The sequence below is a fragment of the Actinomycetospora lutea genome (assembly GCF_028737205.1).
Lineage (GTDB): Bacteria > Actinomycetota > Actinomycetes > Mycobacteriales > Pseudonocardiaceae > Actinomycetospora > Actinomycetospora lutea.
The window spans coordinates 145,627-159,257 of sequence record NZ_JAQZAL010000004.1 but is presented as its reverse complement, the minus strand read 5'-3'; the positions used below and the strand labels follow the sequence as shown (position 1 = coordinate 159,257).

The window sequence follows — 13,631 nt, the reverse complement described above, 5'->3', positions numbered from 1 at the left end:
GGAAAGTGCTCACGCACGGGTGCGCGAAAGTGCTCACCGGCCCGTCGCCCACCTCCTACTCTCCGAGACGTGCGGGAGATCCTCGGGCGCGCGGTCGTCGTGGCGGTCGTCGCCGTGCTGGTCCTCGCGACGCCGGGCACGGCGGCCGCCGAGGCCCCCGTCCCGCCCCCGCCCGACCCGGCCGCGCTCGCGCGCCTCGACCCCGACCCGCGCCCGTTGCCCGGCGTCCGGTCCCGGGTGCCGTGCGTGCGCTCCGACGGCGGCGGGGCGATCGCGGGCGCGCCCTGGACCCAGCAGCGCCTGCGCTTCACCGACGCCTGGCGGTTCACCCGCGGGGCCGGGCAGACCGTCGCCGTGATCGACACGGGGGTCAGCGCGCACCCCCGCCTCGCCGGCCGCCTCGTCGACGGCGGCGACTTCGTCGGCGCGCAGGGCGGGCTGCTCGACTGCGACGGCCACGGCACGCTCGTCGCGGGGATCATCGCCGCCGCCCCCGACCCGGCCACCGGGTTCGTCGGCGTCGCCCCGGACGCGCGCGTGCTGTCGATCCGCCAGTCCAGCGCCACCGTCGCCACGACCGCGCCGGACGGCTCGAGCACCGACGGCGGCGGCAACGTCGACACCCTTGCCGAGGCCGTCCTGCGCGCGACGCGGCTCGGCGCGACGGTCATCAACATCTCGGAGGCCGCCTGCGTCCCCGCCGCCGACGCGGGCCGGGGGCTCGCCGCCCTGCGCGCCGCGGTGCGCGCGGCCGTGGACGCCGACGTCGTCGTCGTGGCCGCGGCCGGGAACGCCGGGTCGGGCGCCTGCGTGCAGTCCCCCGACGGCCAGAGCTCCGGGCAGGTGGTGGCGCCGGCCTGGTTCGGCGACGACGTGCTCTCGGTCGGCTACACGCGCCGCGACGGCCTGCCCGCGCCCCAGAGCATCCGCGGGCCGTGGGTGTCGCTCGCCGCGCCCGGCTCGGAGATCGTCTCGCTGGACCCGGCCGGGCCCGGGCTCGTCGACACCATCACCCCGATCGGGGCCGGCCGCCCGATCGCCATCGAGGGCACGAGTTTCGCCGCGCCCTACGTCAGCGGCGTGGTCGCGCTCGTCCGTGCCCGCTACCCCGGTCTCGACGCGCGCCAGGTCATGGCGCGCGTGACCTCGTCGGCCGACCGGCCGGCGAGCGGGCGCGACGACGCGGTCGGCGCCGGCACCGTCGACCCGGTCGCGGCCGTCGCCGACGTCCGTCCGGACGAGTTCGCCGGTCCCGGACCGGCCTCGGTCTCCCCCGCCGGGGCGGGGCGGGTCGACCTGAGCGATGCACGGGATGCACACTCCGGATCGCGCACCGTGGCGCTGGTCGGGTCGGCCGCAGCGATGGCGCTGCTGGGCGGGGCCGGCCTCATCGTCCTCGTCGCGCGACGGGCACGCCGGTCGCGCTGACGCGCCCGGCGTGGCCCGGTGTCGTGTCGTCCCCTCGCGCCGCCCGCGGCGTCGACCCCGAGGAGCCCCGAGTGCGCATCACGCTCGCCCAGACCGACGCCGCGCTCGGCGACCTCGACGGCAACCTCAAGCGCGCCGAGCGGGTCGTGAGCGAGGCCGTCGACGCCGAGTCCGACCTCGTCGTGTTCCCGGAGCTGTCCCTGTCCGGCTACCAGATCGGCGAGGTGCCCCAGGACCTCTCGCTCGCGCCCGACGACCCCCGCCTGCTCAAGATCTCGGAGCGCGCCGGCGACGCCGGGGTGCTGCTCGGATTCCCCGAGGCCGGCGGCCACGGCCTGCACACCTACAACAGCGCGGGCTACTACGAGGGCGGGCGCCTCGTGCACACCCACCGCAAGCTCTACCTGCCGACGTACTCGACGTTCGAGGAGCGCAAGCACTTCCTGCCCGGCCAGCACTCCCGCGCCTACGGCGTGCGGGGCGGGCGGCACCGCGCGGCCACGCTGATCTGCAACGACGCCTGGCAGCCGCAGGTGGCCTTCCTGTCGGTGCAGGACGGCGCCCACCTGCTGCTCGTGCCGGCGAACTCGGCGCAGTCGATGTCGCCCGAGCGCTACGACTCCAAGGAGTACTGGCGCAACATCACCACGTTCTACGGGCGCCTCTACCAGCTGTTCGTGGTGTTCGTGAACCGCGTCGGCGTCGAGGGCGGGCTGACGTTCTGGGGCGGCAGCCACGTCGTCGACCCCTGGGGCGAGGTCGTCGGCGAGTGCGGCGAGGGCGCGGAGGCCGAGGAGACCTGCACGATCGACATCGACCTCGCCGACGTGCGCCGGCGCCGCCGGGACATCCCGCTCGTGCGCGAGGCCCGGCTGGGCCTGCTGCGCCGCGAGATCGACCGGCTCCTCGACGAGGGCGGGGATCTCTAGAGGGCGATCCCTCGACGGGCCCGACGACGACCAGCACGCCAGCACTCGTCCACGCAGGCGGGGCCCGGACGCGAGGTGTCGTCGAGGACCGTCTCGCTGCGCTCGCGGCGCAACGATCTAGATCTTGGTCGCGGCTGCGGTCAGCTCCCCGCGACTGACCGTCACCGCGTCACCCCGCAGGTACACGCGCTCGCCGGCGAGCTCGACGCCGACCTCGCCGCCCCGCGGGGAGAGCTGCGCGCCGACGAGGCGGTCCCGACCGAGGCGCTTGGCCCAGTACGGCGCGAGGCAGCAGTGCGCCGAGCCCGTCACCGGGTCCTCGTCGATGCCGACGGCCGGCGCGAAGAACCGCGACACGAAGTCCGGCCCGCCCGGCCCCGCCTCCTCGGCCGCCCGCGCGGTGACGATCACGCCGCGCCCGCTGGCCGCCCGGAGCACCGACAGGTCCGGCTCGAGGTCGCGCACCTCCTCGGCGGAGGGGATCTCGACGAGGACGTCGTAGCGGCAGCGGGCCAGCTCGACCACCGCGGCGCCGAGGGCGTCGGCGAACTCGTCGGCCAGGTGCCCGTCCGGCAGCGCCGAGACCGGCTCGTCGACCGGGAAGTCGAGCTGGATGCCGCCACCGGGCAGCGCCTCGGCCCGCAGGACGCCCGAGGCCGTGCGGAAGGCGATCGGCGAGGTCGCGAGGCCCTGCTCGAAGAGCACGTGCGCGCTCGCCAGCGTGGCGTGCCCGCAGATCTCGACCTCGACGGTCGGGGTGAACCAGCGCAGGCCCACCTCACCCGTGGTCGCGAGCGTCGAGAGGTCGACGAAGGCCGTCTCGGAGACGTTGACCTCCGCAGCGACGGCCTGCATCCAGGCCGCGTCGTCGGCGTCGGTCAGACACACGCCGGCCGGGTTGCCGGTGAAGGGCGAGGACGTGAAGGCGTCGACGAGGAGGAGCTGCACGACCCCATCGTGCCGTGCGCATCACTCCGAGGGGAGCCGATGAGCCGCCCCGGGGCGCGGGCCTCACCCCACCACGCCCCGGGAGCGGGTTCCGGTCGGAATCGCTCTTGGACACAGACGGTCACATGCTTGGCGTGCGTCAGCCAAGCTTTGTCACCTCCACGACCGAAGATCGCTACGCTGAGCCACACAGGTGTCACCGCGCGCGGGCCGGGTAGCCGCCCCGATGCGGCTCCTGGTGCTGGGCGGTGGTGGCTTCCTGGGCTATCACGTGGCGGCCGAGGCGCAGCGTGCCGGACACGACGTGACGGTGGCGAGCCGGTCGGGCTCGGCGCCGCTGGACGGGGTCGAGGCCCTCGCCGTCGACCGGTACGGCGACCTCTCCGCCCTCGACGGGCGCACGTTCGACGCCGCGCTCGACACGTTCTCCGACCCCGACGCCGTGCGGGCCGCGGCCGAGCGGCTCCGCGGCGCCGTGGGCGCCCTCGGCTACGTGTCGGGCATGAGCGTCTACCACCCCGACGGCCCCGCGGTGCCCGACGAGGACGCGCCGGTGCGCCGGCCCGGCGAGGCGGCACCGGACGACCCGCTCCAGGAGCGCTCGCTGGCCAAGCTCGCCGCCGAGGACGCGGTCGCGAGCACCGTCGACGGGCCGGTGACCGTGCTGCGCGTCGGCGTCATGGTCGGGCCCCGCGACCCGTCCGACCGCTTCACGTGGTGGCCGGTGCGCCTCGCCCGCGCGCTCGCCGGCGAGGCGTCGCGCACCGTGCTGGCCCCCGGCGACCCGCAGCGCGCCGTGCAGTACAGCGACGCCCGCGACATCGCGTCCTTCGCGGTCCGGGCCCTCGCGGACGGGCGCGGCGGGGTGTTCGACACGGTCGGGCCCCTGCGTGCACAGCCCCTCGCCGCCGTGCTCGACGCCTGCCTGGAGGCCGCCGGGGGGCACCCCGGCGACGTGACCTGGGCCTGGGCCGGCGAGGACGCGCTGCGCGCCGGGCTGCGGGACGTCGAGGAGGAGCAGCGCCCGCTGTGGTTCCCCGAGGACCAGATCCCGCAGGACGCGATCGACTCCTCCGCCGCGCACGCCGCGGGGCTGCGGTTCCGGCCCGCCGTGGAGACCGCCCGCGACGTCCTCGCGTGGCACCGCGAGCGGGGCGGGGCTGCGCTCGCCGCGGGGTTCGGCGCCGCGCAGGAGGCGGAGCTGGTGCGGCTGTGCGCCCCGGGGACTGCGCCGACGGGGTGACGCCGGGGCCTCGCTACTGTGATCCCGCCATGAGCACGGTCTTCCTGGTCAGCGGAGCCTCCTCCGGGGTCGGGCGCGCACTCGCCCAGTTCCTCACGCGCCACGGCGTGTCGGTGGTCGGGCTCGACCGTCGCGAACCGCCCGACCGCGAGATCGCCCACGTGCCGTGCGACCTCGCCGACCCGGGCTCGATCGACACCGCCGTCGACCGCCTCGACGGTCAGGTCGACGCCCTCGCCAACGTGGCGGGCGTCCCGGGCACCGCGCCGGTCGAGACCGTGCTCGCCGTGAACTTCCTCGGCATGCGCCACCTCACCGAGAGCCTCGTCGGCCGCATCCGCCGCGGTGGGTCGGTGGTCAACGTGTCGGCCTCCGAGGGACGGCACTGGGTGGCCCACCTCGCGGAGCTCCGACCGCTGCTCGCCACGCGCACGTTCGCCGAGGGCATGCGGTGGTGCCGCGAGCAGCGCCCCGATCGGTCGGTCTACGACGTGTCGAAGGAGGCCGTGCTCGCGTACACGACGGCGTCGTCGACCCTGACCTGGAGCGACGGTGTGCGGATGAACGCGGTGGCTCCGGGCACGGTGCGCACGCCCTCGCTGCCCGAGGTGGAGCGCTCCACCGATCCCCGCCGTCTCGCGCGCCAGCGCACGGCCGCGGGCCGCGACGCGGAGGCGTCCGAGATCGCGTCGGTGGTCGCCTTCCTCATGTCGAACGAGAGCCGCTGGGTCAACGGCCAGACCCTCGCGGCCGACGGGGGCGTCGCCGCGGCGACCACCTGGGCGGCGCTGCAGTCCCGCTGATCGCCCCGTCACCCGATCGAGAGCTGTCCGTTGGACGAGGCGGATGTGCCCTCGGCTCACGGGAGACCACGCATGGGATCAGGACGCAGGACGGCGACCCTCGCCACGGGAGCGGCCCTCGCCGCAGCCGTCTGGCTGGGTGGTGCACCGGCCGTCGCGGCCCCCGGCGACCCGGCACCCACCGCGCCCGGCGTGCACCCCGGCGTCCAGACCCGCACCGACGGCGCGCAGTGCACCGCGAACTTCCTCTTCCGCGACGGCGAGGACGTCTACATCGGCCAGGCCGCCCACTGCTCGGGCACCGGCGCCGCGACCGAGACCGACGGCTGCGACTCCGGGTCCCTGCCGCTGGGGACCGCGGTCGAGGTCGGGGGCGCGAGCAGGCCCGGCGAGCTGGTCTACAACTCCTGGCTCGCGATGCAGGAGGCGGGCGAGACCGACCCGGACGCCTGCGCGTTCAACGACTTCGCGCTGGTGGAGCTGGCCCCGGAGGATGCCGCCACCGCCTCGGGCACGGTCCCGTTCTTCGGCGGACCGAGCGGCGTCGACACCGACGGCGCCCGCGTCGGCGAGGTGGTGCGCAGCTACGGCAACTCGGAACTGCGCGGCGGCGTCACGCTGCTCAGCCCGAAGGTCGGCACGGTCGCCGGCGAGACCGGCAACGGCTGGAGCCACGACGTCCTGACCGTCACCCCGGGCATCCCCGGCGACTCCGGCAGCGCGTTCCTGTCCGCGGACGGGCGCGCGCTCGGCGTGCTCTCGACGCTGCAGTTCGCGCCGCTGCCGGCGAGCAACGGGGTCAGCGACCTGAGCAGGATGCTCGAGTACGCCCGCGCGCACGGTGCCGGTGACGTCGAGCTGGTCACCGGCTGACCGTCAGGGCTGGAGGACCCGGCGCGGCCGCCCGCCGGCGGCGGTCGAGGGATCGGCGGAGGACGCCCGGCGACGGGCCTCCGCGGCGCGGCGGTCGGCCCGCCCGGACCAGGACCTCATCGCCAGGTACAGCGGCACCCCGATCACCAGGACCGAGACCACCGCGAACACCACCACCGCCACGACCCACTCCACGCCGAACCCCCAGCGCCGTGCCGACTCCTCGCGGAGAGGTCGCTCGATCGGGTGAAGTCGTTACGGCCCCGACGTCGGGTGTGACGGCGCGGCGCCGGTCGGTGGGCGGGGCAGGCCCAGCGGTCGGATCCCCGCTACGCGCGGCTGCGCGCCGGCGCGGTCCAGTCGAGCACCTGCTCGGGCGGCGGGCCCGCCGGCGGCTGCGCCATGTCCAGCCCGAGGGTGTCCAGCAGGAACCCGCGGAACTCGACGTCGAACGGCTCCTCCGACGTGGCGATCATCTGCAGGGCGCGGGCCGGGTCGTCGGCCTCCATCACCATGATCTCCATCGGCCCGTCCGAGGTGTGCGCCACGAACACCCCCTGGCGCGTGACGCCCTGCCGGACACGCGCCGCGGTGTACTCCTCCCGCCGGGGACCGCCGAAGGCCGCGAGGCCGGCGCGCCAGTCCTCGTACTTCTCCGGCGGGATGAGCCTGGTCAGCACCATCATCGGCATCGGACGCTCCCGTCGTCGCGGGTCGGGTCGACCGAGTGTGACAGCGGCCACGACCGACGGGCCCGCTCGTCACCTGATGCGCCTAGCAACTGCCCCAGGGATCGAGCACGCGGTGCGACCACGCCCCGGTGAGCACCTCGTGGGCGATCTCCACCATCGTCATCGCGCGCGACGTCGCCTCGTTGCGCAGCACCGCCGCGGCGGTCTCCACGTCCACGCCGAGACGCTCGGCCACCACGCCCTCGGCACGGTAGACATCGGCGGGGACCATCGATCGGTCGTTCTCGGCCGGCAGCATCACGGATGCTCCTCGGGGATCCTCGTCGAGACCTCTTCCGCGGCCGTCGGGGTCGACCACCGGGAAGGCTGTGACCAGGAGTACCCGTCCGAGTACGAACTGTCCATCGGCCTGCTGGCGGTACGGCCTACGACGACCCGAAGAGCACCGGTGAAAGGGCGGGGCGAGGTCGGTCCGGCGCTCGACGGCCGCTCCGGAGGCGTCCGGGGCCGCCTCGGGGTCCCGTGATCACCCGAGCGCGGACCGGCTGCGTTCCTGTCCCCGGCGCACGGCGTTGAGCACGGCCTGGAGCACGAGTCCGAGGACGAGCAGATCGGCGAGCATCTGCACGGCCACCACGAGACGGAGGGGCTCGGCGACCGGGCTGATGTCCCCGAAACCCACCGTGGCGAACACGGTGATGGTGAAGTACAGCGCGTCACTGCGGCTCAGCGGCTCGGAGAAGACCGCCGGATTCGCCTGCGAGGCCATGTAGTAGCCGGCGGCGAAGACCAGCAGGAAGGTCGGGATCACCAGGGCGAGCGTCTCGAGAGCGCGCAGCCCGGGGTGGCGGGCCCGCACGATGGCGCGGATCTGCCACACGATCAGCCCGGTGAGCGCCGCCAGCCCGACCAGCAGGATCGCGAGCGCGTACCCGCCGGGCCTGGGGGTGAGGGGCAGGACGTAGTACAGCGTCACGAGGACGACCACGGTCAGCACGGCCCGGACGGAGACGACGATGACCCGCCGTCGCGGCGGACGGACGGCGGGATCCACCGCGGACGGTGCGCTCATCGCCTGACGACCCCCATCAGCACGGCCGTGCCTCCCCGACCAGCGGACGCCCACACCACGGTGCTCGGGGACGGCACGACGATCGGGGAGGCAGGACCGCCACGGACGTCGTCCTCACGCCTCGACCTGCTGCCCCCAGGTGGTGACCAGGGCGTAGATCACGAGCACGTCGAGCACCAGGGCGATGATCGACCAGATCGGGTAGGCCGGCAGCCACGCGAGCTGCACGAGCATGTTGATCGTCACCAGCCCGATCCCGACGACGCGCGCCCAGCCCGGGGCGTTGCCCAGCAGGGCCAGCCCGGTCGCCAGCACCAGTGCACCGAGGATGATGTGCGCCCAGCCCCACGCGGCGAGGTCGATGGTGAGCACGGCACCGCCGACCGTGACGAAGTAGGTCGGCGCGAACAGCGCGACGAAACCCTCGATCACGCCGAATCCGCCGATCACCACCATGATCACGCCGGCGAAGCGCACCCAGCCCGTCCCCGCGCCCGTGTCCTCGATCGGTGCGGCGTCGTAACCCGACGGCGGTCGAGAACCGGCCCTGTGGTCCGTCGCGGTCGGTGTCCGCTGATCTGTCATCTCGTCCTCCAGATGTGAACCGTCGATGGCCCGGCCCGGTCAGCGGGGCCCTCATCCCGCATGGTTGCCTCGGTCGGCGAGTGCCCTCAGGGCCGGAAGGCCCGGCGGGGTGGCCCGACCGCCGCCCCGTCGGGGGGCTAAGGGGCTGAGGTGGAGGCGACATCGGCGGTTTCGGGGCGCTGGCCGTTGCCGGCGTGCTTCCGACGGACCTTCTTCTCCTTCGGAGCCGAAGGTTCGGCGCCGAGCAGGGCCTCGACCCATTGCGCGCGGGGGTCGGCGTCGACGAGCACGGCCTTGATCAGCAGCGTCATCGGGATGGCCAGCAGCGCACCCAGCGGGCCGAGGACCCACGCCCAGAACAGCAGCGCCAGGAACGTCACCGTGGCCGAGAGGCCCACCGAGTCACCGACGAACCGCGGTTGGATCAGCGACTGGATCACCACGTTGAGCACGCAGTAGACCACCACGACCGCCAGGGCGAGCTGCCAGCCACCGAGGAGCAGGGCCACCAGCGCCGGGGGCACCAGGCCGATGATGAACCCGACGTTCGGGACGAAGTTGGTGAGGAAGGCCAGCACACCCCAGAGCACGGCCAGCGGGATGCCCATGATCGCCAGCGCGGCGGTGTCGAGCACCGCGACGATCAGGCCGAACACCGCGGTGACCACCAGGTAGCTCCGCGTGCCGCGGACGAACCCCTCCAGCGCGGTGACCATGTGCGGGCGATCCCGGGAGATCATGTCCATCCGCCGGGCGGTGCCGCCGGACTCCGCGGTCAGGAACAGCATCAGCGCGAGGATGAACACCAGGCTGCTCAGCAGCGAGCCCACGTTCGCGAGCACCGCGCCGATCTGGTCGGCGAACTTGCTCAGGTTCGCGGAGCCCGCGGTGCTCGCGGACTGCCCGGGAGTGACGCCGACCTTCTGCAGTGCCGCGGTCACGGAGTTGACCAACTGCTGGGACTTGCCCGAGTTCTCGGCCAGCAGCGCGCTCAGCTGGCTGACCGACGCGGCCAGGAAGACGAGCAGGACCAGCAGCGACCCGTAGATGACGACGATCAGCGACAGGACAGTGGCCCACGCGGGCCACCCCTTGCTCTGCAGCCACGTCTTGACCGGGTACACCGCGATCACGATCACCAGGGCCAGCAGCAGCGGCCCGGACAGCCACGACGACCAGAACATCCCGGCGACGATCACCACCACCGCCGCCGCCCCCAGCAGGATCACCACACCTCGCGGTAACCCGGGCCCCGCCGGCACCGCGCCGGCGGCACCCGGGGGGCCACTCATCTGCTCCGAGCCGACCCAGGGTCGGGAGTCGCCGTCCACCATGGCCATCCGCTCCTCACTTCCATCGCGCCGCGACCACCGGCCGTGGCGTGACTCAGCGGCACACCGAACCCGGGGTCTCGGGGGATCGCCGGCCGGGCCGCGAACCGACGGTGTCGTCGGCGTTCCGGTGGCTCCTGCCAGGTACTCAGCTCCTCGGCCGGGGGCTGAGAGGCCAACAGCCCCCGCGCGCGGGTCGAAGGTCCCCGCCGGGCGAGGCGAACATCGCCGAACTGCCGGGTGACTCTGGTGCGAGCGACCTGCCCGAGCTGGGCCAGCTTCCGGTCGCCGCCACATGTGGTCCAGGCGACCGCCCGCCGTGCGTCAGGCGGGCTGAAGTCGTTGCTGAAGGAGCCCCGTCAACGACGAACGCCCACCGAGCGTTTCCGCTGGTGGGCGCTGGTGGCCAGGGGCGGGGTCGAACCGCCGACCTATCGCTTTTCAGGTGCCGTGAGCAGTGCTCAGTCCGTCTCGTCCAGTCTTCTGAGCAGGGGAAACGTCTCCGACGGACACTGACGGACGACCCCGAGTGCACCAACGCTGCTGTAGGGCTGCAGCAGTTCGCGAACGTCCCACGGACCGGCTTCGGGGTCTCTCCCTCGGCGGCGCGGGGTCGCCTCGGACGGGCCGGCTGCGTAGGTGCAACTTCCCGGCCGTCTTGGTTCCCGCCGGCGGTCCTCGTGTCCGGCCTCGGGCGGGTGGTTGCACCGGAGCGGTCGGGCTGTCAGACCCCGGAAGCGCCGCCGAGGGAGAGACCCCGCACCCACCGCTCCCCCACGCACTGCCACACCGCTGTCCACGAGGCTGCCCCTCTCCTGAGCGTGGTGCCCGGTTGTAGGGCGGAGCCCTGCCCGCCGGAGGCCGTACGCCTCCCGGCCACTCGTCCCGGTCCTCGTCGTGTGCCTGGCTGCTGGCTGGCCCGGCTGCCGGGCCGCGGACGCACGGCGATTTATCAGAGTGGCGGGAGCGGCCCGGCAACGCCGGGCCGCGCCGGCGCGCCAGCGCCGGCGCTGACCTCGGACGGTGCCCGGTGAGCGCGCGGTCCTCTCTCGGTAATGGGCGAGCAGTCCTTCACCGCGGCCGCCGACGTCGTCAGGAGTCGGGTGCCCCGACGGCCGAGCAGGTGACTCAGGCGCGGGCCAAGCGTGCTCATCGGTGGTCTCGCCGCACGCAACTTCGGAAGATCACCAGCATCGGCCGCGTCCGCCGCTGCGGCTACTGCACCAACCCCGAGGCCGGTCCAACCCTGGCGGTGACCGAGAACGCCGACGGGACGCGCACCGCCGGCTATGGCGGACTTGCCACCTGTGGCTCGGTGTGGGTGTGCCCGCAGTGCGCCGCCAAGATCGCCACCGGTCGAGCCGACGAGCTGTCCCAGGTGATGCGCGCGGTCGACGCCGCCGGCGGCTCGGCGTTCATGCTGACGCTCACGATGCGCCACAGCGCCGGTGACCGCCTCGGGCTCTCCATGGCCGACCGAGAGCGGCTGTCGCTGCTGGAGAAGCGCCGCAAGAGCCGCGAGGCCGGACGGCTTAGCAAGAAGGACGCCGAGAGGCTGGCTCGCCTCGAGGAACGCGACCGGGAGCGCCTCGAGGAACTCGGCGAGGCCCAGAGCGAGCGTGACGACGCCGAAGCCCGGGGCTGGCACGTCGACGAGCGCCAGGCCGAGGCCGACGCCATCGAGGAATCCGAGATCAGAGCCCGGCGCGGCTGCTGGGACGCCTGCGCCGACGGGTGGAAAGCCGTCACCGAGGGCGCCCAGTGGCAGGCCGACAAGGAGATGTTCGGCGGGCTACTCGGCTGGGCCAAGGTCGTCGAGGTGACCGACGGCCTCCAGGTCTGCGACGACCCCGGCTGCTCCCAGCGCCGTCACGGCAACGGCTGGCACGTCCACATCCACGCCCTGCTCTGCTTTGGGCGAGACGTCCCGGTCGAGCTGATCCGCGAGACCGTCTGCGCTCTCGCCTTCGGCCGCTGGTGCCGCGCGCTGGAGCGTCACGGCTTCGAGGCCTCCCAGGAACACGGTTGGGACGTCCGCAAGGTCCGGCTCGGCGACGGAGACCTGGCCGACTACTTCACGAAGGTCGCCCACGAGGTCACCGGCAACCACCACAAGGAAGGTCGGCGCAAGGGCGGCCGGACGCCGATGCAGCTCCTCGCGGACGCGGTCGAGACCTACCGGGTGGAGGACCTCGCGCGATGGTGGGAGTGGGAAGCAGCCTCTCAGCGCCGACAGCAGCTCACCTGGTCACGGGGGCGCCACGACCTGCGGAGACTGGCCGAACTCGGAGGCGAGCACACGGACGAGGAGCTAGCCGAAGATCACCAATGCGAGGGGGTACGGCTCGGCATCGAGCCCGAGAGCTGGGACTGGATCGAGCACACTGGGCGGCAGTGCGAGCTGCTCGAGGTGAGTGAGGAGCAAGGACTGGACGGCGCCCGATGCTGGCTTCACTGCCGCGGACTCCGTTGGACCGAGGCTGCGGGTGCGCGTCCGGTCCGAATCGAAGAACCTGACGACCGTGGTCACGGTGCGTGCCAGCCTTCGGTGTGCCAGGCGGGTCGAGCACGCTCCACCGCAGCGGCCCTAGCGACCATACCTCGCTAGCCGTTCGTGAGACCACTAGCGACACGAGATAGCGCGTTGCGCGTACCCGTATATGGCTCGGGTACATGGAGCTCTACAATCTGTGCCTGTGGCGCCACGCGCAATAGATCGGCCGAGCCCTCGATAGTCGATGATCCAACCAATGCCGTGAACCTTGCGTCGCTAGATACCCGCGAGGCTACGTAGTACGGGACTTTTCCCCACTTGGTTTGGCGATCGAGCTGACCTTCGCCAGTCACGACGTGGGAGTATTCGGCAATCCTACGCGAAATACCGAGGTAGTTGTCCAGATACTCTGGCGTGTGAACGAGGTCTGCCCCCAGGAATGCGGCGAGCGCACCACCAAGTCCCCCACTTCCTCCTCCGAAAGGCAAACGTCCCACAGCAACGCCAAGCTCCTCTTCGATAAGAGAAGTGAAGTTAGAATAGCACGCTTCAAGAAACTCAGAATCAGAGGGCACTAAGCCCTTTTGGTGTCCATACTGTTCCCCCTGACCGTCCTCTCCGCAAACAAAGTCGTAAGTATCTACTAAACCAAATATGGTTACTCCCGGCCAGAGTTCGGAGAGTACGCGGGCGTCGAACCCCGAGATGGTGGCGAGATGCGCAAGACGGGGATGGTCAATTCGTACATGATTCCTGTAGAACCGTACGCCCAACTCGGCTAGCATTCCAACGCCGAAATCCATCACGGCCGAGTCGCCCATGCTGACCGCGATGACGCGAAATCCGTCCGCAACGAGCTCGTTAATGAGCTCCGCGACCCCTCGGCTGCTGGCAGCCCACGGGTCACGGTCGGCCCGCCCTACTAAGGAATGACCAACCACTTCCGCTGACTCAATCAAGGCGAAGCCGGATGCATTCGTCCAGACTCTACATCGGCGCCTACGACCCATGCAGTCATGCGCCACGTGAACAGCCATGGAGCCGCCAAAGTAGTGCTCGAAGACCTCAAGCGTCCCCTCACCACCATCTGCGAGAGGCAAGACAGCGACCTCACTTGATTTAGTGCGGCGCAAGAGACTTCGGTAGACGATGGAGCATGCAGTTGTCGAGCGGACTGATCCCTTAAAGGACCCGAGTGCGATCAGGACACTCATCAATTTTCCTGGGCCGCCG

14 protein-coding genes are annotated in these 13,631 nt (G+C 72.3%); 6 read left to right on the top strand and 8 right to left on the bottom strand.

Translation table 11 applies throughout. The features are described from left to right. Positions 1-69: 69 nt before the first annotated feature. Entirely contained in the window at positions 70-1,428 is a 1,359-nt protein-coding gene (gene mycP, locus PHK61_RS06660) for a type VII secretion-associated serine protease mycosin (RefSeq protein WP_274280189.1), read from the top strand. A gap of 71 nt (positions 1,429-1,499) precedes the next feature. Continuing rightward, positions 1,500-2,357 carry a nitrilase-related carbon-nitrogen hydrolase gene (locus PHK61_RS06655; RefSeq protein WP_274280188.1) on the top strand — a complete coding sequence of 286 codons (858 nt, stop codon included), beginning with the start codon at positions 1,500-1,502 and terminating at the stop codon, positions 2,355-2,357. Between the two features lie 117 nt (positions 2,358-2,474). Here PHK61_RS06655 and PHK61_RS06650 read toward each other — a convergent pair whose 3' ends face one another. Further along, a complete protein-coding gene (locus PHK61_RS06650; RefSeq protein ID WP_274280187.1) occupies positions 2,475-3,305 on the bottom strand; it encodes a PhzF family phenazine biosynthesis protein in 831 nt (276 codons plus the stop codon). Positions 3,306-3,531: 226 nt separating this feature from the next. Here PHK61_RS06650 and PHK61_RS06645 point away from each other — a divergent pair, with 226 nt between their 5' ends. The 3 genes from PHK61_RS06645 to PHK61_RS06635 all read left to right on the top strand — a co-directional run bounded on the left by PHK61_RS06645 (position 3,532) and on the right by PHK61_RS06635 (position 6,224). Next, the gene (locus PHK61_RS06645; protein WP_274280186.1) at positions 3,532-4,548 is read left to right on the top strand and encodes an NAD-dependent epimerase/dehydratase family protein; all 1,017 of its coding nucleotides are present in this window, start codon (positions 3,532-3,534) and stop codon (positions 4,546-4,548) included. A gap of 29 nt (positions 4,549-4,577) precedes the next feature. Beyond that, entirely contained in the window at positions 4,578-5,351 is a 774-nt protein-coding gene (locus tag PHK61_RS06640) for a coniferyl-alcohol dehydrogenase (RefSeq protein ID WP_274280185.1), read from the top strand. Between the two features lie 72 nt (positions 5,352-5,423). Further along, positions 5,424-6,224 carry a serine protease family protein gene (locus PHK61_RS06635; RefSeq protein ID WP_274280184.1) on the top strand — a complete coding sequence of 267 codons (801 nt, stop codon included), beginning with the start codon at positions 5,424-5,426 and terminating at the stop codon, positions 6,222-6,224. A 3-nt stretch (positions 6,225-6,227) separates the two neighbouring features. On the opposite strand, the gene PHK61_RS06630 is transcribed toward PHK61_RS06635, so the two are convergent. The 6 genes from PHK61_RS06630 to PHK61_RS06605 form a co-directional block, all read right to left on the bottom strand. Next, the gene (locus PHK61_RS06630) at positions 6,228-6,419 is read right to left on the bottom strand and encodes a hypothetical protein (protein ID WP_274280183.1); all 192 of its coding nucleotides are present in this window, start codon (positions 6,417-6,419) and stop codon (positions 6,228-6,230) included. A 134-nt stretch (positions 6,420-6,553) separates the two neighbouring features. Continuing rightward, positions 6,554-6,916: a hypothetical protein gene (locus tag PHK61_RS06625; RefSeq protein WP_274280182.1), complete on the bottom strand. Its 363-nt coding sequence runs from the start codon at positions 6,914-6,916 to the stop codon at positions 6,554-6,556. Positions 6,917-6,998: 82 nt separating this feature from the next. After that, a complete protein-coding gene (locus PHK61_RS06620; RefSeq protein WP_274280310.1) occupies positions 6,999-7,214 on the bottom strand; it encodes an ANTAR domain-containing protein in 216 nt (71 codons plus the stop codon). A gap of 228 nt (positions 7,215-7,442) precedes the next feature. After that, positions 7,443-7,988, bottom strand: coding sequence for a potassium channel family protein (locus PHK61_RS06615; RefSeq protein WP_274280181.1), 546 nt, complete (start codon positions 7,986-7,988; stop codon positions 7,443-7,445). A gap of 114 nt (positions 7,989-8,102) precedes the next feature. Beyond that, positions 8,103-8,465: a DUF7144 family membrane protein gene (locus tag PHK61_RS06610; protein WP_274280180.1), complete on the bottom strand. Its 363-nt coding sequence runs from the start codon at positions 8,463-8,465 to the stop codon at positions 8,103-8,105. A 245-nt stretch (positions 8,466-8,710) separates the two neighbouring features. Further along, positions 8,711-9,802, bottom strand: coding sequence for an AI-2E family transporter (locus PHK61_RS06605; protein ID WP_274280179.1), 1,092 nt, complete (start codon positions 9,800-9,802; stop codon positions 8,711-8,713). Between the two features lie 1,354 nt (positions 9,803-11,156). Between PHK61_RS06605 and PHK61_RS06600 the strand changes: the two genes are divergently transcribed. After that, on the top strand, positions 11,157-12,512 hold the full coding sequence (locus tag PHK61_RS06600) for a hypothetical protein (RefSeq protein WP_274280178.1): 1,356 nt from the start codon (positions 11,157-11,159) through the stop codon (positions 12,510-12,512). Here the strand turns inward: PHK61_RS06600 and PHK61_RS06595 are convergent. Then, a complete protein-coding gene (locus PHK61_RS06595) occupies positions 12,509-13,612 on the bottom strand; it encodes a glycerate kinase (RefSeq protein ID WP_274280177.1) in 1,104 nt (367 codons plus the stop codon). The genes PHK61_RS06600 and PHK61_RS06595 overlap by 4 nt on opposite strands. Positions 13,613-13,631: the final 19 nt, after the last annotated feature.

Coding starts and splice junctions, on each gene's coding strand:
- PHK61_RS06635 (WP_274280184.1), top strand. CDS start 5,424: ATGGGATCAGGACGCAGGACGGCGACCCTCGCCACGGGAGCGGCCCTC.
- PHK61_RS06595 (WP_274280177.1), bottom strand. CDS start 13,612: ATGAGTGTCCTGATCGCACTCGGGTCCTTTAAGGGATCAGTCCGCTCG.
- PHK61_RS06645 (WP_274280186.1), top strand. CDS start 3,532: ATGCGGCTCCTGGTGCTGGGCGGTGGTGGCTTCCTGGGCTATCACGTG.
- PHK61_RS06620 (WP_274280310.1), bottom strand. CDS start 7,214: ATGCTGCCGGCCGAGAACGACCGATCGATGGTCCCCGCCGATGTCTAC.
- PHK61_RS06615 (WP_274280181.1), bottom strand. CDS start 7,988: ATGAGCGCACCGTCCGCGGTGGATCCCGCCGTCCGTCCGCCGCGACGG.
- PHK61_RS06640 (WP_274280185.1), top strand. CDS start 4,578: ATGAGCACGGTCTTCCTGGTCAGCGGAGCCTCCTCCGGGGTCGGGCGC.
- PHK61_RS06625 (WP_274280182.1), bottom strand. CDS start 6,916: ATGCCGATGATGGTGCTGACCAGGCTCATCCCGCCGGAGAAGTACGAG.